Origin of the sequence: Hymenobacter setariae, assembly GCF_007713685.1 — a bacterium.
In the GTDB taxonomy this organism is placed as follows: Bacteria; Bacteroidota; Bacteroidia; order Cytophagales; family Hymenobacteraceae; genus Hymenobacter; species Hymenobacter setariae.
Genome location: NZ_VMRJ01000001.1, coordinates 1,480,253 through 1,499,786 on the forward strand (window position 1 = coordinate 1,480,253; position 19,534 = coordinate 1,499,786).

16 protein-coding genes are annotated in these 19,534 nt (G+C 58.7%); 12 read left to right on the forward strand and 4 right to left on the reverse strand.

Annotated elements, in window-relative coordinates; translation table 11 throughout:
• Positions 1–118: 118 nt before the first annotated feature.
• Entirely contained in the window at positions 119–1,756 is a 1,638-nt protein-coding gene (gene treA, locus FNT36_RS06110) for an alpha,alpha-trehalase TreA (protein WP_144845369.1), read from the reverse strand.
• Positions 1,757–2,077: 321 nt separating this feature from the next.
• Here treA and FNT36_RS06115 point away from each other — a divergent pair, with 321 nt between their 5' ends.
• The gene (locus FNT36_RS06115) at positions 2,078–2,506 is read left to right on the forward strand and encodes a hypothetical protein (protein WP_233635708.1); all 429 of its coding nucleotides are present in this window, start codon (positions 2,078–2,080) and stop codon (positions 2,504–2,506) included.
• Positions 2,507–2,693: 187 nt separating this feature from the next.
• Here the strand turns inward: FNT36_RS06115 and FNT36_RS06120 are convergent, their stop codons facing one another.
• Entirely contained in the window at positions 2,694–3,296 is a 603-nt protein-coding gene (locus FNT36_RS06120; RefSeq protein ID WP_233635709.1) for an RNA 2'-phosphotransferase, read from the reverse strand.
• A gap of 63 nt (positions 3,297–3,359) precedes the next feature.
• On the opposite strand from FNT36_RS06120, the gene murB reads away from it, so the two are divergent.
• The 6 genes from murB to opgC all read left to right on the forward strand — a co-directional run bounded on the left by murB (position 3,360) and on the right by opgC (position 9,570).
• On the forward strand, positions 3,360–4,406 hold the full coding sequence (gene murB / locus FNT36_RS06125) for a UDP-N-acetylmuramate dehydrogenase (RefSeq protein ID WP_144845375.1): 1,047 nt from the start codon (positions 3,360–3,362) through the stop codon (positions 4,404–4,406).
• Between the two features lie 109 nt (positions 4,407–4,515).
• Entirely contained in the window at positions 4,516–5,505 is a 990-nt protein-coding gene (locus tag FNT36_RS06130; RefSeq protein WP_144845377.1) for a hypothetical protein, read from the forward strand.
• A 142-nt stretch (positions 5,506–5,647) separates the two neighbouring features.
• Positions 5,648–6,796: a putative sensor domain DACNV-containing protein gene (locus FNT36_RS06135; RefSeq protein ID WP_144845379.1), complete on the forward strand. Its 1,149-nt coding sequence runs from the start codon at positions 5,648–5,650 to the stop codon at positions 6,794–6,796.
• 63 nt (positions 6,797–6,859) lie between these two features.
• Positions 6,860–7,663 (forward strand): HipA family kinase, encoded by an 804-nt coding sequence (locus FNT36_RS06140; RefSeq protein ID WP_144845381.1) that lies wholly within the window; start codon positions 6,860–6,862, stop codon positions 7,661–7,663.
• A complete protein-coding gene (locus FNT36_RS06145) occupies positions 7,650–8,027 on the forward strand; it encodes a DUF3037 domain-containing protein (protein ID WP_394348936.1) in 378 nt (125 codons plus the stop codon). The genes FNT36_RS06140 and FNT36_RS06145 overlap by 14 nt, the downstream gene beginning before the upstream one ends.
• Before the next feature lie 403 nt (positions 8,028–8,430).
• Positions 8,431–9,570 (forward strand): OpgC domain-containing protein, encoded by a 1,140-nt coding sequence (gene opgC / locus FNT36_RS06150; protein WP_144845383.1) that lies wholly within the window; start codon positions 8,431–8,433, stop codon positions 9,568–9,570.
• A 151-nt stretch (positions 9,571–9,721) separates the two neighbouring features.
• Here opgC and FNT36_RS06155 read toward each other — a convergent pair whose 3' ends face one another.
• On the reverse strand, positions 9,722–12,160 hold the full coding sequence (locus FNT36_RS06155) for an endonuclease MutS2 (protein WP_144845385.1): 2,439 nt from the start codon (positions 12,158–12,160) through the stop codon (positions 9,722–9,724).
• Positions 12,161–12,646: 486 nt separating this feature from the next.
• Here FNT36_RS06155 and FNT36_RS06160 point away from each other — a divergent pair, with 486 nt between their 5' ends.
• The gene (locus tag FNT36_RS06160; RefSeq protein WP_144845387.1) at positions 12,647–14,359 is read left to right on the forward strand and encodes a hypothetical protein; all 1,713 of its coding nucleotides are present in this window, start codon (positions 12,647–12,649) and stop codon (positions 14,357–14,359) included.
• Positions 14,360–14,506: 147 nt separating this feature from the next.
• On the opposite strand, the gene FNT36_RS25400 is transcribed toward FNT36_RS06160, so the two are convergent.
• The gene (locus FNT36_RS25400; protein WP_233635710.1) at positions 14,507–14,677 is read right to left on the reverse strand and encodes a hypothetical protein; all 171 of its coding nucleotides are present in this window, start codon (positions 14,675–14,677) and stop codon (positions 14,507–14,509) included.
• 270 nt (positions 14,678–14,947) lie between these two features.
• On the opposite strand from FNT36_RS25400, the gene FNT36_RS06165 reads away from it, so the two are divergent.
• The 4 genes from FNT36_RS06165 to FNT36_RS06180 all read left to right on the forward strand — a co-directional run bounded on the left by FNT36_RS06165 (position 14,948) and on the right by FNT36_RS06180 (position 19,534).
• On the forward strand, positions 14,948–15,637 hold the full coding sequence (locus FNT36_RS06165) for a hypothetical protein (protein WP_144845389.1): 690 nt from the start codon (positions 14,948–14,950) through the stop codon (positions 15,635–15,637).
• 145 nt (positions 15,638–15,782) lie between these two features.
• Positions 15,783–17,117: an MFS transporter gene (locus tag FNT36_RS06170; RefSeq protein ID WP_144845391.1), complete on the forward strand. Its 1,335-nt coding sequence runs from the start codon at positions 15,783–15,785 to the stop codon at positions 17,115–17,117.
• A 3-nt stretch (positions 17,118–17,120) separates the two neighbouring features.
• Positions 17,121–18,275, forward strand: coding sequence for a metallophosphoesterase family protein (locus FNT36_RS06175; RefSeq protein WP_144845393.1), 1,155 nt, complete (start codon positions 17,121–17,123; stop codon positions 18,273–18,275).
• On the forward strand, positions 18,275–19,534 hold the full coding sequence (locus tag FNT36_RS06180) for an arsenic transporter (RefSeq protein WP_144845395.1): 1,260 nt from the start codon (positions 18,275–18,277) through the stop codon (positions 19,532–19,534). The genes FNT36_RS06175 and FNT36_RS06180 overlap by 1 nt, the downstream gene beginning before the upstream one ends.

Below are 19,534 nucleotides of genomic sequence, written 5' to 3' on the forward strand. Positions count from 1 at the left end.
CACTCATGCCAGAATGCTATGCCTGTCTCTCTGTGGGCAGTAGCGAAGCTGGTGGTACCACAGCCCGTTCAATGCATGAGCATTCCTAGCCCTAGGCTCGCTAATTTTCAGCTCGTTTCTATTTAACGGCTTTCTTCTCCTCGTTAAGCAGCGTCAGTAGCACACCGTTAGTCCAGCCGAAGCCATCTTGCAGCGGGTACTCGCCGCCGCCGGCTAGTAGACCGGTGTTTTCGACGTTGTATTTCTCCAGTAGCTTGCCGGTCTGGTTGAAAACACGCACATTGAGGCGCGTCCAGCGGTGAGCCACGGTATCGGCGAGAGCGGTTTGCTGGTAGCGGCGCAGGCCCACAATGGAGAGGTATTCGAGCGGGGCCCAGGCATTGGGAGCGTCCCACTGCTGGCCGCTGGGGTTGGTGGTAGTGAGTAGGCCGCCGGGGCGCAAAAACTCATTTTGAAGGTGCGACGCTACTTTTTTAGCTTGGTCGGGCGTAGCGACGCCGAAGGCCAGCGGAAACGCTCCAGCCAGCGTATGCACCGGCGAGGGGCGGCGTTGCGGCAAGTCATAGTCAACGTAGAACCCCGCCTTGGCATCCCAGCAATACTTCCGAATGGCGGCAGCTCGCGCCTGCCCCGCCTGGCGAAATTGCTTGGCCTCGGTCGAGTCGCCCGCTTGGCGGGCGGCGGTACCTAGGGTTTGCTCCAGGGTCAGTAGCAGGCAGTTGAGGTCAACAGGCACGAGGCTGGTGGTGCGGATGGTTTCGAGGCCTTTGCCGGGCACAAACCAGCGCGAGCTAAAATCCCAGCCCGAAGCGGCGGCGGCGCGCACATTGCGGTTGAATACTGGTGCGGGCTGCTTGCTCTTCTTAGCCGCTTCCACATCTTCTCGGTACGACTCTTCGCGGGGCTGGTCGCTATCGTCCCAGTAGCGGCTGAGGGGTTCGCCGCCGGGCATGCGCACGGTGCGCCCAGCGGCGGTGCCAGGCTGCAGCTTATCGCCGCCACTAGTCCAGTAGGCGTATTCGAGCTTGAGCTGAGGGCGAAACTGCTGCACTGCTTGGCTGCCAGGGCCTTCGGCCTGGGCCAAAAGCTGCACCATAAGAGCAAAAAACGGTGGTTGCGAACGCGTGAGGTAGTACGTGCGGCTGCCATTGGGCACGTGCCCATAGCGGTCGATGAGGTAAGCAAAATTGGCCACCATGTCGCGCAGCAGCGCTGTGCGGCCAGCTTGGCGCAAGCCCAGCATCGTGAAGTACGAATCCCAGTAGTAAATCTCGCGGAAGCGCCCACCCGGCACTAGGTACGGGCGCGGCAAGGGTAGCAGCGACGAATACTGCGCGGCTTCAGCCTGGCCAGGGCGGCGCAGCACCGTCCAGAGGGTATCTAGGTGGGCACGGATGCCGGCCTGCACGTTGCTACGATACACATCGGTAGCCGCCACGGGTGGCTTGAAATATTGCCCCACAAAAGTCTTCAGGTCGAAGCCCGGCTGGCTGCGCTGGCGCTCGTAGGCGGCCACTATCTCGGCAGGTGGGGCGGTGGGCAGGACATCCACAAAGGTCTTGTTATCGGCATACACCCGGTTAAGCTGCACGGCCTCAAACAAGCCGGGATAGAGTTGGCGCGGCGTGGGCAGCGTAGGCATGCTCAGGCTGCCGGGCAGCTTGACGGTAGCCGCGTTTTGGGCGGGTGAGGCGGGGCGTTGGGCAGCTGCGGTGCTAGCCAGGGCGAGCACGCCACCTAGGAGAAAGTACTTCATGAAAAAGCTGGGTGGGACGAGCGCATCAGTACGTAGCTAGCGGCCTTGAGGGCGGTAGGCTACGCTTACCTGTGCAAAGTAGCAGTTTGTCTGCTAGGCCGACAATTTGCCCGAAAAAGCTGAGCATTAGCTACCCTAGGCGCTTATATTTGTGCTTATCAGTAAAGTACTCATTTTATCATCCATAAACAATTTATGCGCAATATCATCTTCAAAAAACACTACTTGCCGCTGCTAGCTTTTTTGCTTCTAGGTGCCGTAAGCTGCAAAAAAATCTTGAACCTTCTCAGCTTTCAGGTTAGCGATTCTAGCAGTTTTACTGTGCCGGGCACTCCCTTCGTGCCACCCGGAATATCGCTGAGCATCCCGGGCGTGTCGGTGCCTACTACTGCCCAGAGCACCTATAAAAGCAATAACACGTCGGCCGACTATGTGCAGGATGTTACCCTCGACCGCCTAACGCTGACAGTGACCAACCCAAGCACTCAAAATTTCGATTTTCTGAAAAGCATCAGCATTTACATCTCGACCGATGCGGCGGGCTCTAATAAGGTGCTCTTGGCATCGTTGGCTACCGTGCCCACGGGCCAAACGAGCATCAACCTCACCCCGGCCGGCAACAAGCTTGACTTGTATTTGAAAAGCAATTCTTACACCCTCACTACCACCGCCGAGCTAGCCCAAACGCTACGCCAGAATACCGACGTGCGCGCCGATTCGCGCTTCACCGTGCACGCCAACTTGCCCTAGGTGCGGCGGTAAAGCACTAGCAGCAAGAGGCAGCGAACCTTGTTCGCTGCCTCTTGCTGTTTTACATCCTTCTAAGTGCGTTGAAGTTAAACGACACCATAAGCTGCTTCTATCCCCGAGCTATTTTTCGCAAAGGCCCCAGCAAACAGAAAGAGCAACGGCGCTAGCTTTTTACTGAAAATGCTACCTAGCTGGGCAACTCGCGTAGGTACTGTGGGGGCACACTATCGACCAGCCACACACCATTGCCCGAGCGGTAAAACACGCCGCCTGCCGCGTGTAGGGCGGCGGCATCTACGGCAAGCAGCGTGGGCCGGCCCCGGCGCTGGCCCACGCGCCGAGCAGTAGCTTCATCGGGCGAGAGATGCACATGGTGGCGGCTCATCTTTTGCAAGCCCGACGCCCAGATGGCCGGCAGCGCGGCGGGCACCGTGCCATGGTAGAGCACAGCGGGCGGCGTGGCGGGAGTCAATTGCAAATCGACTTCCACGCTATGTCCCTGCTGGGCCCGAATGCGCTGGCCAGCTTCGTCGAAGGCAAAGCGTTGCTTATCGTTATCCTCGACTAAGTCCTCTAGTTCGTCGCGGGTGAGAGGGTGGCCGTGGGCGGCACAGGCGGCCAGCAGGTCGGCTACGTTGACCCAGCCGCCTTCTTGCAGCGTGAGGCCAATGGCCTGGGGCTGGTGGCGCAGATGCTGACTGAGAAACTTGCTGAGGCGAGTGGTGGCTTTCGAGTCCATGCGGCGAATGTAGCGGGTTATATCGGGACCCCTGCGGGTCGGCGAAGGCATTGGCTGGCCCGACTACCCGCGCGCAGACTCGCAGAGTCCACGGTACTTTCCGACCTTTGCGCCATGCCGCACCTAGAAGAACACGTTTCTCTCCGCCCCTACAACACTTTTGGCCTCGATGTAGAGGCTCGCTACTTTGCCCGCTTTGCTTCGGCCGATGAGCTGCGCCACTTGCTGGCGCTGCCCGAGGTGCAGGCGGGGCCATTGCTTATCCTAGGTGGCGGCTCCAACTTGCTGCTGACACAAGGCTTTGGCGGCGTAGTGTTGAAAAACGAAATTAAAGGCCTAGAAGTCATCGGGGAAGATGCCGACACCCACACGGCTCTGCTGCGCGCTGGGGCCGGCGAAAGCTGGCACGGCCTAGTGGAGTATGCCCTCGATGAAGACCTGCACGGCGTGGAAAACCTCTCGCTTATTCCGGGTACCGTGGGTGCGGCGCCGCTTCAAAATATTGGGGCCTACGGCGCCGAGTTGCAAGACACTTTCGAGCGGCTCGAAGCGCTGGAAATAAAGACCGGGGAGCTACGGATTTTCGGTAAGGAAGAGTGCGGTTTTGGCTATCGTGAAAGCGTGTTTAAGGGGCCGCTCAAAAACCAATTTGTCGTCACGGCCGTGGTACTGCGCCTGCACCGGCCCGCCGCTCAGCGCCCCACCAACGTGCGCTACGGCGACATCCAAACCACGCTTACCGACCTAGGTATCGAATCTGAGCCCACGCCCCGCGATGTGAGCCGCGCCGTGGTGCACATCCGCCGCTCCAAGCTGCCCGACCCGGCCGAGATTGGCAACGCGGGCTCATTTTTTAAAAATCCTGAAGTCTCGCAGCACAAGTTCGACGAGCTCAAGAACCGCTACCCCGCTCTGCCCGGCTACCCAGTGCCAGGGGGGGTGAAGGTGCCCGCTGGCTGGCTTATCGAACAGGCCGGCTTCAAGGGCTTGCGGCGTGGCGAGGGCCTAGGCACCCACGGCGTGCACGACCGCCAAGCGCTAGTGCTCGTGAATCATGGCGGGGCCACCGGCCAGGAATTGCGCGAGCTCGCCGAGGAAATTATTCGCTCCGTACGCGATTTATTTGGCATAGAATTGCACCCGGAAGTGAATATTTTGTAGCCTTCTACGAGCTCCGTGCAGGCATGCTTTTGGGGTGTTATTACGAGCAAATTTGTCGGTTTACTTTGTAGCTAGCTCTTACTAGCCAGCTCTCTTTCGCCTTCATTTTATGCTTATTTCTATCCTTTTAGCAGCTGCTAGCTTCTTGACCAGGCCCGCAGCAAGTGCTGGCCCCGGCGCACCGCCTATACCGGGCGTGCTCTCATTGAAAGCGGCCCGTATTAAGGGAGCCGGGGCTACTGTCACGGTGCGGGGCTTGGTGCTGAATGGGGCCGAGCTAGGGGGCTTGCGCTTTGTGCAAGATGGCGAAAGCGGCTTAGCGCTCTACGCCCTGCCCACCCGCGTGCCGGGCTTTGACGAGCTGCACGCCGGCGACAGCGTGCAAGCGACCGGCCAGCTCAAAAACTATAATGGCCTGCTCGAAATGGACCCCGTTTTGTCGGTGCACAAGGTCACCGGCAACCGGCCGCTGCGCGCCCTTAGGGTGCCAGCTACGGCTATCACCAGCGCTTTTGTAGAAGCCAATGAAGGCCGCTTAGTGGAGATAACCGGCGTGACTCGCCTCACCAACCCCACAGGCGCACCCGTCGCTACCCTCGCTGCCAATTCCAACTACCTGCTCAATGGCCAAAGCGGCGCATTGCTTCGCGTCACCAACTCCAGCACCGGCACCGGGGGCCTAGTAGATGCCACCATTCCGCAGGGCGAGCTATTTGATGTGCGCGGCCTACTGAGCCAGTACTCGCCCACCGGCAGCGGCGGCTACCAGCTACTGCCCCGCCTGGCGGCCGACCTTGTGCGTGGCGGTGGCCTGCCGCGCATTACCAGCGAGCCGGTGCCGGTGGGCGTCACCTCCCAAAGCGTGACGATTGAGTTCACAACCCTTTACCCCGGCGATACACGCATTAAGTATGGCCCCTCGGCTACAGAGCTACGCGATACGCGCACCGATGAGGCCATCACCACCCAGCACCGCCTTGTTCTAGATGGCCTGGCGCCCGGCACTACCTACTACGTGCAGGCGGGCTCGCACAATGCCGCCGGCACAGCCACTGCGCCCCCGGTACCCGTCATCGCGGGTGGGCGCAAGAAGAAATAAGGCTCGAGGCGTAAACTTGCGGTAAGCAAAACCTAGGGGTTCGCGGTTACTCTTGTCGCCCGGCGAGGTGGCTGGCGTAGGAGCTAGCTGCCCACCGGGCGCTGGCTTGCCGGGCCGGTGCCCTAGCTGCTTATTTCACCTTATGCTTTCCGAACCTACTTACCTAGCGGCCCGCATGGTCGCGCCCGCCTTGGCGGTGCATTTTGCCCAGCACTGGGCCGATGCCGCGCGGCTGGGTGGGCCGCTGCTGGCCGCCCCTCCCGACGCGCCTCTTATCGAAGCGGTTATTGACGTGGCCTTTTGGGCCAGCCTGCGCCGCGAGGAGGGCCGGCCGCCGCGCATTTCGCTGGCCCTACTGGCGCCCGCCGATGCCGAGCGGCCGTTGCGATTTGCCCACCGGCTGCGCCTCACGCCCCAGGCGCTCAACAAGCTGGCGCCGGCCGTAGAGCAGCCCGGCGTGCACCTAGGGATTGGTCAGGATGAGCACGGCCTTTACGTGTGGGGCACGATTACGCACGTGCCGCCGGTGTGCTTTGTACTCGAAGTAGTAGAGCCTGGCCTGCTAGTAGCCAAGCACCGCCGGGCCGACGGCTTTGGCAAGTTTGTGAACGTGGCCGTACTGCGCGGCGACCAGGTGCGAGTGGTAGATGAAGAAAACCGCGGCCTGGCCGACTACCCCGCCCTGCGCGAGTCGCTGCCGGCTATCTCGCTTTCGTCTAGTGCGGTGCGCGGGGCTAGCCCGGCGGTGGAGGTGCTGCTAGAGCTGGCCCGCGCCATGCGCGCCCACGGCCGCGGGGGCTTGGTGCTGCTAGTGCCCGCCGGCTCCGAGGCTTGGCAAGAGTCCATCGTGCAGCCTCTGAATTATCCCGTGGCTCCAGCTTACGACAACATTGCTACGCTCCTCAGCGAGCCCGACCACACGCAGCGCGACTGGCAAGATAACTTGCTCGATACCATTGCGGTAGTGGGCGGCTTCACAGCGGTCGATGGGGCCACAGTCATCACGCAGCAATATGACCTGCTGGCGTTCGGGGCCAAGGTCACGCGCCGCGCCACGGGCTCGCCCGTCGAGCAGCTCATCGTGACCGAGCCTGTGGTGGGCACCAGCGCTACTACCCTGCACCCAGCCAAAAACGGTGGCACCCGCCACCTAGCCGCCGCGCAGTTTGTGCACGACCAGCACGATGCCGTGGCCCTGGTAGCATCGCAAGACGGCAATTTTACGGTCTTCACCTGGTCGGAGCAACTCGCCATGGTGCACGCCCACCGCATCGACGTGCTGCTACTCTGAGCCTACCTAGGTTCACTTTTCTCTCTACCAGCCCGTCCTTTGCGGCTTCCGCATCGCTTTTTTATGCCCGCTCCTACCCTCGCCCTGCGCACCGTACAAGTCACGCGCTACATCACGCCGCTGCGCGAAGGCGGCTCGCTGCCCGCCTTGGTGGAGGCCGACGACGGGTTTATGTACGTCGTAAAATTCAGGGGGGCCGGCCAGGGCATCAAGGTGCTAGTGGCCGAGCTGATAGTGGGCGAGCTTGCCCGGACCCTAGGGCTACGAGTGCCCGAGCTCGTGTTTTGCGAGCTCGATGAGGCCTTTGGCCGGGCCGAGCCCGATGAGGAAATTCAGGATTTGCTCAAAGCCAGCGTGGGCCGAAACCTGGCCCTGCACTACCTGGCGGGCGCCAGCACCTTCGACCCCCTCGTGACCAAGGTCGAGTCCGCGCTAGCTTCTCTCATTGTGTGGCTCGACTGCCTGACGCTCAACGTAGACCGCACCGCCCGCAATACCAATATGCTTATCTGGCATAAGGAGCTGTGGCTCATTGACCATGGCGCTGCACTCTACGTGCACCACACCGGTCCCGACTGGGCGCAGCCCCGCCCCCAGCCGCGCTCCTTTTCACAAGTGAAAGACCACGTGCTCCTGCCCCAGGCCAGCGAGCTAGCCACCGCCGATGCCGAAGGCCACGCCCGCCTCACGCCCGAGGTGCTGCGCGCCATCGTAGCCCTGGTGCCCGACGAGTGGCTCACCGATGAGTCGTCTGACCTGGCACCCACCGAGCAGCGCGCCGAATACGTGCAGTTTTTGGAGGCCCGCCTAGCGGCTTCCGCCTTTTTTGTTCAAGAAGCCCAAACTGCCCGCCATGCACTTGTTTGAGTACGCCGTGCTGCGCGTGGTGCCGCGCGTCGAGCGCGAAGAGTTTTTAAACGTGGGCGTCATCTTGTTTTGCCCCGCCCAAGGCTTTCTGCAAGTCAAATTCGAAGTAAACGAAGCCCGCCTGCAGGCTTTTGCTGGCCACCAGCTCGACCTAGGCGAGCTGTACGAGCGCCTGCGCTCGTTCGAGCGCATTTGCCGGGGCTGGGCCGAGGGCGGCCCCATCGGGCAGCTCGCCGTAGCCTCGCGGTTTCGCTGGCTCACAGCCCAGCGCAGCACGGTAGTACAAACCTCGCCCGTGCACCCCGGCCTGAGCGCAGATGCCAGCGCCACCCTAGGTAGGCTATTTACTGAGTTGGTGGAATAAAGCACTAACCCAGCGGCCTCTAACATACCTGTTTGGAACACACTCCTTGTACTTGAGTAGAGGGCCGATTCTTCGCGCCTAGGTTGTTCTGCAAAGCAGTTTAGCTGCCGCTTATCGCTGGCACAACACAGCTGCCCCCGGCCTAAATAGGCAGGGTGCTACGCCGCGTTCTATATACAGCAATTTGGGATGATTTACCAGGCAGCGCACGCTTAAAGGTATTCGCTAGTATTTCGCAGCGCAGGTACTTTAAATAATGATTTCATAATACTAAGAATTCTTGCTATTAGCACACTAATGCTATTGAGAGCTATACTTGTGAGTTATACATGCCTCTATTTATATAATAATAAAATTGTGCAAAATTTTAATTACTTAATCCTACATAGCTCTCACTTCACCAATGAAACGAACTCCCCAACTTGACTTTTTTCGCGGCTTATTGCTTTTACTTATTACCGTTGACCACGCATTATTGCTCAATAATATAGTCCGACGATTTACTTACGAATTTGTAGGTTGGGTTTCGGCTGCTGAAGGCTTTGTGTTTTTATCGGGCCTAACGGCTGGCATTGTATATACACATAAAGCAAATGAAAAAGGCACCCAAGTTCTTCCAGGACTAGCGCTTAAAAGAGCGCGCACTATTTATAGAAATCACATAGTGCTACTTCTTTTTGTCTGCGCCTCCATACTGGGTAGTTCGCTGCTACGGGAATATTGGCTGACTTCCTATGCACCTTTGGCAAAGCAGCCGATATTGGCATTTATCATGGGCAGCTTGCTAGTGTACCAGCCGCCTTTCCTCGATATTTTGCCTATGTACGCTATTCTTATCCTCCTCGTGCCCTTTGTTATCACGTGGTTCCAGCGGGGGTATATCTGGCAAGTGCTTCTTGGTTCGCTGGCGCTGTATTTGGTGAGCAGCCTAAACGAACTTTTCAATCTATTCACACTACCCTTTCATGGCCACCAGCTAAACACCAAATACTTCAGCCTGCCATCTTGGCAAATACTATTTATCCTAGGTCTTTTTATTGGCTTTCTCTTTTATAAAGGAAAAACTCAAAAATGGCAAGTAAACAAAAGCTTATTCTACACAGCATTAACTATCAGCACAGCAATCTTTATTCTTAAAAACATACACGCAGAATTACCTTTTATTAATATAGAATATGCTACTGACAAAAGTAATCTTGGCCCCCTGCGGCTATTCAATTTTATTACAATATGCTACGTAGTCATTTATATTTCTTTTAAAAGGGCTCATTGGTTTACATACAAGCCTATCTGCTACTTAGGCAAATACTCATTAGAAGTATTCTCCTTTCATGTATTCTTACTAATTCTGCTACTACCTATTAAAATGCAGTTTAATACGCTTTACAGTGTTCAGCTAAACCAGCATTTTTTCTTTTATCCCCTTGGTACCCTCTTCGTTTTTCTGGGTATACTCCCCTTGCTATTTCTAGCGCCTACTTTGCTGGGCAAAACCAGAAGGCCTGCCCCACCCATCTTGCATGAGCCACCTGTGGTACAGTAGTGGTTTGGATTTAGCAGGAACCTAGGCACTATGCATACCACCTAGGTTCCTGCTCTATGCACCTCAATAAAAAAAGACCGGACAACACCCCAAAGTGTTGTCCGGTCTTTTTTATTAGCTCTTGCTCCAGTAGTAGGTTACCGCAGCAAGCTTATTTCAGCACCGCTAGAGTCACGCCGTCGCCACCGCGGTCGGCGTGCTCGTCGCCTACGCTGGCTACGGCGCGGGTTTGGCGGAGGTAGTCGCGCACCACTTGGCGCAGCACGCCGTTGCCGCGCCCGTGCAGGATTTTCATTTCGGGCACGCCAAACATGACAGCATCATCGACATAGGCCATCAGCTTGGTGAGAGCGTCTTCGGCGCGCTCGCCGCGCAGGTCGAGGGTCGGGTTGAAGCCCGCCATGCGGCCAGTGAGGTCTAGACTCTGGCCACTGTGGTTGGCAGCGGCGGTTTTGCGGGCGGCAGCTTCGCGCTCGCGCACCTCAGCGCGGCTCAGCTTTTCAAGCTGATTAACTTTTACCAGTGTCTTCATGCCGCCGAAAAGCACTTCAGCAGTTTTGCCTTTCACGCTCACTACTTCACCGTGGCCATCTTGGCCCAGAATGGCCACGCGGTCGCCGGCGCCTAGGGTGTTGGCATCGGCCAGCTCGCGGGTGGGGCGAGCTTTGGGTGGCTCTATCTGGAGCTCTTTGCGCACGAAGGTTTCGAGATTCTCGCGGGCCTGCTTGGTAGTTTCCTTATCGGCCTGCGAGCGGCGAATCTCACCAATGGTAGATTCGATTTGCTGGTTGGTGTCCTTTAGCAGCTTTTTAGCCTGCTGCTTGGCTTCGCGCAGTGTCTCAAGCTTGGTGTCCTCTAAGTGCTGCTTGAGCTCCTGGTACTCTTGAGCCGAGCGTTTGAGGCGAGTGGTTTGCTTCTCGACGTCGCGCAGCCGGGTTTCGAGCTCGGTCTTATCCTTTTCGAGGCCTTCGAGCAGGCGGTCGTAGCGGATTTTGTCCTTACCCACGAGCTGCGAAGCGCGCTCCACGAGTTGCTTAGGCAGGCCAATCTTGCGCGCAATCTCGATGGCGAACGACGAGCCCGGCTTGCCCATTTCGAGGCGATACAGGGGTTGCAGGCGCTCGGGGTCGTAGCGCATGGCGCCGTTCACGAGGCCCGGCGTTTTCTCGGCGAAGTTCTTAAGGTTAGTGTAGTGCGTTGTAATCACGCCAAAGGCGCGCTCGCGGTTGAGCTGCTCCAGCACGGCTTCGGCAATGGCGCCGCCTAGGCTGGGCTCGGTGCCAGTACCAAATTCGTCAATCAGCACCAGGCTCTTCTTATTAGCCACGGTCACGAATTGCTTCATGGCCAGTAGGTGCGAGGAGTAGGTCGAGAGGTCGTTTTCGAGGCTCTGCTCGTCGCCGATATCGAGCAGAATGTCCTCAAACATGCCGGCTTCGGAGTAGTCGTCGCACGGAATGAGCAGGCCACATTGCAGCATGTACTGCACTAGGCCCACCGTCTTCAAGGACACTGACTTACCACCCGCGTTGGGGCCCGAAATAACGAGGATGCGCTGCTCGGGCGTCAGCTCGATGTCGAGCGGCACTACTTCGCGCTTCTCGGCGTCGGGGCCGGCGGCCTTGTTTTGGTCGCGGAAGGTGAGCGCCAGTACAGGGTGGCGCACGCCGCGCCAACGCAGCAGCGGGCGGCTGCTGAGCTCGGGCAGCTGAGCGTCGAGCTCACGGGCCAGGCGTGCCTTGGCCCGAATAAAATCAATCAGCCCTAGGTAGTTGTAGGCCTTGCGCAGGTCGGGCAGGTGCGGGCGCAGCTGGTCGGTGAGGGCCGTGAGAATGCGAATCAGCTCGCGCTGGTAGGCGTTCTCGAGGTCCTTGATGTCGTTATTGAGTTCGAACACCTCCGACGGCTCGATGTACACGGTCTGGCCCGAGGCGCTTTCGTCGTGGATGAGGCCGCGTAGGCGGCGCTTGTGCTCGGCAATGACTGGCAGCACCAAGCGCCCGCCCCGAATGGTGGGCTCGGCATCGCCGGGTATCCAGCCCTCGCTTTTGGCGTGGCGCAAGATGGTGGCAATTTGCTTGCGCAGCTGGCCTTGGCGCTGGATGAGTTCTTGCCGAATCTGGCGCAGCAGCGGCGAAGCATCGTCGCGCACTTTGCCTTCGTCATCAACGACCCGGTCCATGGCGGCTAGCAAGTTGCGGTCGGCCTGAATGCCGATGCCCAACAAGCGCAGCGTGGGGTAGAGCCCTTCGGCGGCGTGCGTGAAGAAAGTGAGCGCCTCGCGAATAGTGCGCAGGCTCATCTTAATCTCGTAGAACGCGGCCACGTCGAGGTAGGCGCCTGGCAGCGAGGCGCGCTTGAGGTGCACCGTCACATCGTGATAGTGCGCGCCCGGAAACTCGGCGCCGCTGTTCAGCAGCTGGGCAAACTCGTCGGTTTGGGCCAGTAGCTTGCTGAGCTGCTCGTGCTGGGTCGTGAACTGCATCTTGGCCACGTACTGCCGCCCTAGGGCCGACAGACAAAGCTGCTCTAACAGGTCGCGGAGGGTAGAAAAGCCAATTTTGGCTTCAAAGTTTTGGGGTACTAACAAATCGAATACGAGCGGGGAATTTCACTGTAGAACCGCAAAAGTAAAACACTTGAGCGGGGTAGAAGATTCGCGGAATCAGCTAAGTATTAGTAGGCGCTCACCAGATGGGCGGTCCTCCTTTTAGCAGCAAACCGAAAACCAGATGGGAAGTACGTACCTAATCGTCAAGTTACCGGTAATCCGATACGCCTGTATGGAATATTCATATAAAAGCCCTTTTTATTGCCTTGACTATAGCCTTATCTATATTCTAGTTTTGAGCAGCTTTATAACGCAACAAAATATAATTAAAAAAATTTAACATATAACATTGATTATCAATCAATAATATTGAAAACAAACTAATTTTCCGAGTGCTTATTCGCTATAAAATCTGCTATAGCCAATCAACTAGCCTTGATTTTACCATTGCCTAGCTAAGCGTATAGCCCTTCTTCAACCTAGCAAACCGCCTACATTATATACTATTTTTTTACTGATTAGTTCATGAGTATACTTTACTATTCGCTCCTTGGCTTCTCTCTGCTGTCTAGCGGTGCAGCGGCACAGGGGCCGGCTGAGGTACTACATTCTGCTCAGACTATTGCCCTAGGTCCGCATGCAACGGTGGGTGGCACGGTGGTGCTGCCTAACCACAATACGGTCTTATTTCTTACAAATTCGGAATCGCGAGAGCTAGTAGCGCAGTGCCTGGCCCCCGATGGGCACACGCTTTGGCAAACGTCTCTCACGCGCTTCGGGCGTGCCGAAAAAGGAGCGCGTCCCTTGCTCGACAACCTTGGCCTGGGCCGAAAGACGCGGACTGACCAGCAAATGCAGCAGGAGAAAGCCGCGGCCGAGCTGTACCCGTTGCGCATCTTCACGGCTGGCAATGACGTACTGCTGGCCGAGCACATTTCGGAAGAAGCAGCCAAACAACTGGTAAAATCCGGAGTAGCGGGCCCTCAAGAATGCCAGACATACGTGCAGCGCCTCAATGAGCAGGGCTCGCTTACCCAGCATTTGTTTGGGCCCCGGCCCGCGCCAACCTCCGGCAAGCTAGAGTCGCTGCGGCTGTCGGACTACGCCGACGCGGATGGTTACGTCGAAGTAGTGCGTGAGACGGACGAGCGGGCGGGAAGCGTGGCCTTCTGGACGATGCATTATGACTTAAAAACCAATACCATCCGTCGCGAATCGTTGGAACTGCCCGCTACTCCCGCGCACACGGGCAACCTAAGCCAGTTTAGGCACTGGTACCAGGAGTGGGCCTACCTAGGTCACCGTCCCAATCAAACCTACTTCTGCCGCCGCACGCTGGTCAGCGATGCTACGCAGCAGCCCGGCAAGCAGCCCGTTACGTATCAGGTTTACATTACCGACGACCAGGGCAAGGCTGCTCCTGGCGGCTTCAGCACGACGCTGGACCTAAGCAAGGGCACCGTGCCGCTGTACTCGGGTACTATTCCTAGCTACGGCGAGCTGACGCACATTCCGCGCTACTATTCGCAACAGGGGGCGAGTAGCGCTTCGACCTACGACGAATGGGACACGTCGGCAGGGGGCCTAGGGTCGTTTTACCTCGACCGCAGCACCGGCGACGTACTTATTTTTGGTGAGTATGGCACTGGCGAATTGCCTGAAATCAACTATCGGCCCATGCTACAAGGCTTTTTTGAGCGGCGCTACGCTGCCGACGGGCGGCTCGTGGCGCAGCTTCAGGCGCCGTACAGCGAGGCAATGCGAGCCAAGCAGAAAAACCTCAGCTTCAAGGGGCACCCCGACCGCCAGCTACGCTTTCACTTTGACCCGCTTACGGGCCAAAGCCGGTATGGCTTTTCGCCAAAAGCCTATTCTCCCGAGAGTTTTAACTTGGTTATTGACCGCGACTTGAAGGTGCAGCGCTCCGAATACTTGGCTGACAAGGACCAAAACGGGCTCACGCACACTAGCGTCCAATTTATCGAGTCTTTCTGCGGGTACAACATGGATGGTAGCACGGCCAATCTTCGTACCTACGGGCCCACCGCGCAAGAGGAACTACCCGTGTACGCAGCCCTCGCCAACTTGCGCCAGCAAGCCGGGGCCGGCTCGCCCGACCATAAGTTTTACATCAATGCCAGTAGCCCCAGCGCAGGGCTAGTAATAGAGCAGCCCCTAGGTATCGGCGGCACGCTCAAGGTATACACGTTCCAAACCGAGTTTCTATCGAAAAACTGATAGCAACGCAAAGCATAGACTATTAGCGAAAAGCCCTGGCTCACGAGTCAGGGCTTTTTTGGGTTATAAGTCAAACGCTGCAGCTACTATACTAGCCAAGCTAGTTGGATTTGGCCTAGCGATTACCTAGGTAAGTTTTATGAGTTCTTAGCCTGTACACTTAGCGATAAGCACTGCCACCACTGCTACGGCCACCAGCGACCCTAGGCGCAATGCCAGGAATACCCAGGCGGGCAGTTCGGGACCTTTCGAGTTTTTGAGCATAATAGGCTGTACGCTCTGCACGCAGCCTCGGATGCGGGCCGGTGTGGTTTTCAACGCCCCGGCTCAGTTAGTTCACCATCGGGCTGCCTAGGGTTCCAGCTGCATGGCCTCTTGAGTTGAGGCCGCATACTATTAGCTGTTATCTAACTGCAGGCAAGCACCTAGCTTTAGTTGATTCAACAAGCCGTTTTTCAATAGCATACAACGTCGCATTCACGCGACTACCATATACCTTAAGGAAAATTAATTCGATTTTCAGACCACCTTCAGCCGGGGCCGAGTGCTTTGGGGCACAATAAGTTTTTGCCTTAGCTACTCCATACTATGCCTGATACTAAATCGAAAAATACCGTTGCTGCCGCGCAGCCCAAGGCCAATACCACACCCAAAGCTACCGGCCCTGCCAAGCCGAAACCCAAACCCAAGAAGGATGAGGTCCGGCCGCTCCAGCCCTTGCACAGCTACAGTGGCCGGGTCGGAGCCTTTGGCGCGAACCCCGACGGCGTGCTTGACCGCTTCCAGCTCGAAACCGCTGACCGGACGCATACCGTAAAGTTTCCGCCGCACTTTGGCCAAGAATTGCGGACCCTGGCGCAGCCGGGCCACGAGGTGGCCGTGCTTGGCTTTCTCGAAACCACTCCTAAGGGCGACGAGCACCTGCACTTAGTCCGCCTCGACGCCGCAGAGGCCACCGCCCGCCCTCTGCCACCTACGCCGCCCGCTGCCCCCAGCGCAGCCGATGCGCCCACCATCAGCGGCCCTGTGGCGGAACTGAAGCTTGACCCTAAGGGCCGCCTACGAGCCCTGCTCCTGGAAGGCGATGGCACCGAACTGCGCCTGCCTCCCCACATAGGCGAGCAGCTAGCGGCCCGCCTGGCCGTAGGTGCCGCTGTGGTAGCCAGCGGCCAGCGGCGTACCCTGCGCCCCGGTGAGGTGCTGGCTCACCCCGAGGTGCCCGCCCCCCTCACGGTTGAGCTGCTAACGGTGGGCGCCGAGTCCTTTTTGCTGCGCTAGCCGCGCGGCCGCCCTACCAGCGCCAAGCCCGCCGGCCGCCCCCACCCTATGGCGCGGCTTAGCGGCTTGGCTTATGCGTACCTAAGCAGGTAATTAAGCTCAACCTTTCGCCTTTGTGGGCGTACCGTTGTCAATTCGTTTCTGTATGGCTGCTTCTCAAGACTCCTCGGCCCAGCCGGCCGCCCCCGACACTAAAATCGGCAGCCTACGAGCGCTCAAGGCGGTCAATTTCTTTATTGCCGATGTGCAAAACGGCATGGGCCCCTACATGGCGCTGTTTCTGCAAAGCAGTGTGCACTGGGGGCCGGCCCAGATAGGCTCGGCGCTGGCGGCGGGCAACATTGCCCAGGTGCTAGCCCAAACGCCTGCCGGCGCGCTCATCGACAACCTGCGCCAAAAGCGGGCGCTGCTCATCGTGGGCATTGCCTTAATAATGACCGGTATGCTGGGCACCGCCTTCTTTACGGTACGGCCAGTGGTAATGGGCGGGCAAGCGCTGGTGGGTATTGCGGGGGCTATTTTTCCGCCTTGCTTGGCCGCCATTGCCCTAGGGCTGGTGCAGCGCCAGCGCTTCGACCAGGTGCAGGGCACCAACCAAGCCTTCAACGCGGGCGGCAATATGTTTGCGGCGCTGGCGCTGGGGGCTATTGGCTACTACTTCAGTTTGCGTTGGATGTTCTTTTTGGTGGCGCTGCTGGGTGCGGGGGCCATTATCAGCATCCTGCGCATCAAGGCCGATGATATTGATTTTAACGCGGCCCGGGGTGGCGAAGCAGATACCGCCGCTGAAGGCGAGCAGTGCAACGACGCGCCGCCCGCCCCCGCTGGCGGCGTGTGGCACAACATCAAAGATGTATTCGCTTGCCTCGGCGACCTGCTGAAGCAGCCGCCGGTGCGGGTGTTTTTGGTAGCGGCCGTTATTTTTCACTTCGCCAATGCCGCGATGGTACCACTCGTGACACAACTGCTGGCCCGCGGCGTGGGGGCCAAGCAGGCGGTGCTGTTCACCTCAGGCTACATGCTGGCCTCGCAGTTGGTGTTTATGGTAGTGGCGGCCGCGAGTGGCAAGCTGGCCAGCAAGCTCGGGCGCAAGCCGCTGTTTTTGTTTGCCTTTGCGGCGCTGGCGGCGCGGGGCGTGTTGTACACGGTCAGCCACCACCCCGCCGCGCTCATTGCGGTGCAGTGCATGGATGGGCTGGGCGCGGGCATTTTTGGCGTGGTGGGCGTACTCATCATTGCCGACCTCACCAAGGGTACTGGCCGCTTCAATGCCGCCCAAGGGGCTATTGCCACGGCCCAGGGTATTGGCGCGTTTCTCAGCAATTCGGTGGCTGGCTACCTGGCCAAAACCCACGGCGACAACTTCACTTTCTACGTTTTGGCTAGCATTGCGGTGGTTGGCTTCGTAGTGTTCCTGCTGCTCATGCCCGAAACCCGCGACCGGGAGGTGGCGGCCCAGCCGCAAGTAGCAGTTTCCTAAATCATGGCTGAGTTAGTACCTCCTCGCGCCGACAAGCCCTTGGTGTATGCGCACCTAGGCGACCTGCACATCACTGATGCCAAGGCGCGTAACTACCTCGATTTCTTATCCATTCTGGTGCAGCTAGAAGTGGAGTGCAGCGGGCGGCTCAACTTTATCTACCTGCCCGGCGATGTGGCCGATAATGGGTTGGCCGAACAGTACCACCTGGTGGCCGCGGCACTACGCCTAGCTAGTGTACCAGTCTACACCATTTCGGGCGACCACGACATGGAATCGGGCAGTTTAGCACCCTTTTATGCAGGGCTGCCCGCCCACTCGCTCCCGCTGGCACTGACGGTGCAGGGCGTGCGCTGCTTGTTTTTGGATGTGTGCGGTCCCGGCCAGGGCGGCCCTGATTTCCGCCTAGGTGCCTCCCAACTCACTTGGCTGCGCGAGCAACTGGGCCAAGTGCCCGCTGGCACCGAGGTAGCGCTCTTCATGCACACCTACCCCGCCGACCTGCGCGATGCCACCGAGCGGCAGCAGCTAACTGCGCTGCTAGCTCAGCACCGCGTAGCCCTGGTAGATATGGGCCACACGCACTACAACGAGCTGGCCAACGATGGCACCACCATTTACGCGGCCACCCGCTCGACCGGCCAAATCGAGGAAGGGCCCGTGGGTTACTCCCTCATCAGCCTCGATGGAGGCATTGTCAGCTGGCGCTTCAAGCCGCTCGATAATAGCTTTCCCTTCGTCCTCATCACTGCGCCCGCCGACTACCGGCTGCTGCGCCACGCGGAGCAAGTCGTAGCAGCCAGCTTCACCATCCAGGCGCTGGTCTTTGGCGCGCACGCTGTTACCGAAGTAGTGTACTGGCTGGATGAGGGCCCTAGGCTCCCTATGCAGCCCGACGCACACGGGGTATGGCAGGCCGAGGCCACATGGACCACGCCCTTCCACACGCTCACCGTAGCGGCCCGTGACGCCACTGGCCGCCTAGGTCGCCATCAGCTTGTGCCGGCTTTGTCGCCTTCCCAGCTTCTAGGCCAGCCTGGCCTGGGGAGCGATGCGGTCAGCATTGGCGCATGGGAAGAAAATGGCATCCTAGGTACGCAGCTCGGCCCCAATCGCAACGCCAAACCACTTAACCACCGCCCCTCCCCTTCGTCATAATGACCACGAGTACCATTTTAATCTGGGTTATTTCTGCCCTATCCATCGCCCTGGTTATCGTCCGGCCGTTTCGCGTGCCCGAGTTTGTGTGGGCGGCGAGCGGGGCGCTGCTGCTGCTAGTACTGCGACTACTCACTTTGCCAGAGGGCCTGGCGGGCGTGGCCAAGGGGCTGGATGTCTACCTCTTCTTGACCGGTATGATGCTGCTGGCCGAAACTGCTCGCGAAGAGAAACTCTTCGACTGGCTGGCCGCCCACGCTACTCGGCTCTCGCACGGCTCAGCCCAACGGCTGTTCTTGCTGATTTACTTGGTTGGCGTCGTAGTCACCACCTTCCTTTCCAACGATGCCACGGCGGTAGTGCTGACCCCGGCCGTGGCGAGCGCCGTGCGCGCCGCTAAGGTCAAGAACCCCCTGCCCTACCTCTTCATTTGCGCCTTCATTGCCAACGCGGCCTCCTTCGTGCTGCCCATTTCTAACCCAGCCAACCTGGTTATTTATGGCACGCACATGCCGCCACTACTCACCTGGCTGCCGCGCTACTTGCTACCCTCGGCAGTGGCTATTGGGGCCACGTACTTTTTGCTATTCTTCACCCAGAAAAAGGACTTAGGCAGCCAGATTGCCGAACATGTAGAACTACCGACCCTAGAGCGCGGCGGCCAGGTAGCCCTAGGTGGCATTGGGGTCACAGCAGGGGCGTTACTGTTCGCCTCGGCGCGGGGCCTCGAGTTGGGGCTGCCTACGGCCATTACCGGGGGGCTCACGGCGCTCATCGTGCTGGTGAGCGCGCGCAAAAGCCCAGTTGACTTGCTGAAAGGCATTTCATGGTCAGTGCTGCCGCTGGTAGCGGGCCTATTTGTGCTGGTGGAAGCGCTCAACAAAACAGGCGTTACGCGCTACCTCACTACGCTGCTCACGCACGGCGCCGAGCAGTCGGCTACCTCTACGGCCTGGGCCAGCGGCGTGGGCGTGGCGATGCTCTGCAACGTGATGAACAACCTGCCCGCCGGCCTGATTGTGGGCAACGTGCTGCAAAATGCGCACGTCTCCGAAACCATCAAGAGCGCCATGCTCATTGGCATCGACCTAGGGCCCAACCTATCCGTGACCGGCTCGCTAGCCACCATTCTGTGGCTAACGGCTCTCAAACGCGAGAAGATAAAAGTCACCGCCTGGCAGTTTCTGAAGCTTGGCGCTCTGGTCATGACCGTGCCGCTGCTACTGGCTATTGGGTCGCTGTTCTTGCTGCCGCACTAG

What these genes read in the sequence shown, in the direction of transcription:
- FNT36_RS06130 (WP_144845377.1), top strand. Translation starts at nt 4,516, where the DNA reads ATGCTTATTTCTATCCTTTTAGCAGCTGCTAGCTTCTTGACCAGGCCC.
- FNT36_RS06140 (WP_144845381.1), top strand. Translation starts at nt 6,860, where the DNA reads ATGCCCGCTCCTACCCTCGCCCTGCGCACCGTACAAGTCACGCGCTAC.
- opgC (WP_144845383.1), top strand. Translation starts at nt 8,431, where the DNA reads ATGAAACGAACTCCCCAACTTGACTTTTTTCGCGGCTTATTGCTTTTA.
- FNT36_RS06135 (WP_144845379.1), top strand. Translation starts at nt 5,648, where the DNA reads ATGCTTTCCGAACCTACTTACCTAGCGGCCCGCATGGTCGCGCCCGCC.
- FNT36_RS06165 (WP_144845389.1), top strand. Translation starts at nt 14,948, where the DNA reads ATGCCTGATACTAAATCGAAAAATACCGTTGCTGCCGCGCAGCCCAAG.
- FNT36_RS06120 (WP_233635709.1), bottom strand. Translation starts at nt 3,296, where the DNA reads ATGCCTTCGCCGACCCGCAGGGGTCCCGATATAACCCGCTACATTCGC.
- FNT36_RS06180 (WP_144845395.1), top strand. Translation starts at nt 18,275, where the DNA reads ATGACCACGAGTACCATTTTAATCTGGGTTATTTCTGCCCTATCCATC.
- FNT36_RS06160 (WP_144845387.1), top strand. Translation starts at nt 12,647, where the DNA reads ATGAGTATACTTTACTATTCGCTCCTTGGCTTCTCTCTGCTGTCTAGC.
- FNT36_RS06145 (WP_394348936.1), top strand. Translation starts at nt 7,650, where the DNA reads ATGCACTTGTTTGAGTACGCCGTGCTGCGCGTGGTGCCGCGCGTCGAG.
- murB (WP_144845375.1), top strand. Translation starts at nt 3,360, where the DNA reads ATGCCGCACCTAGAAGAACACGTTTCTCTCCGCCCCTACAACACTTTT.
- FNT36_RS06175 (WP_144845393.1), top strand. Translation starts at nt 17,121, where the DNA reads ATGGCTGAGTTAGTACCTCCTCGCGCCGACAAGCCCTTGGTGTATGCG.
- FNT36_RS06170 (WP_144845391.1), top strand. Translation starts at nt 15,783, where the DNA reads ATGGCTGCTTCTCAAGACTCCTCGGCCCAGCCGGCCGCCCCCGACACT.
- treA (WP_144845369.1), bottom strand. Translation starts at nt 1,756, where the DNA reads ATGAAGTACTTTCTCCTAGGTGGCGTGCTCGCCCTGGCTAGCACCGCA.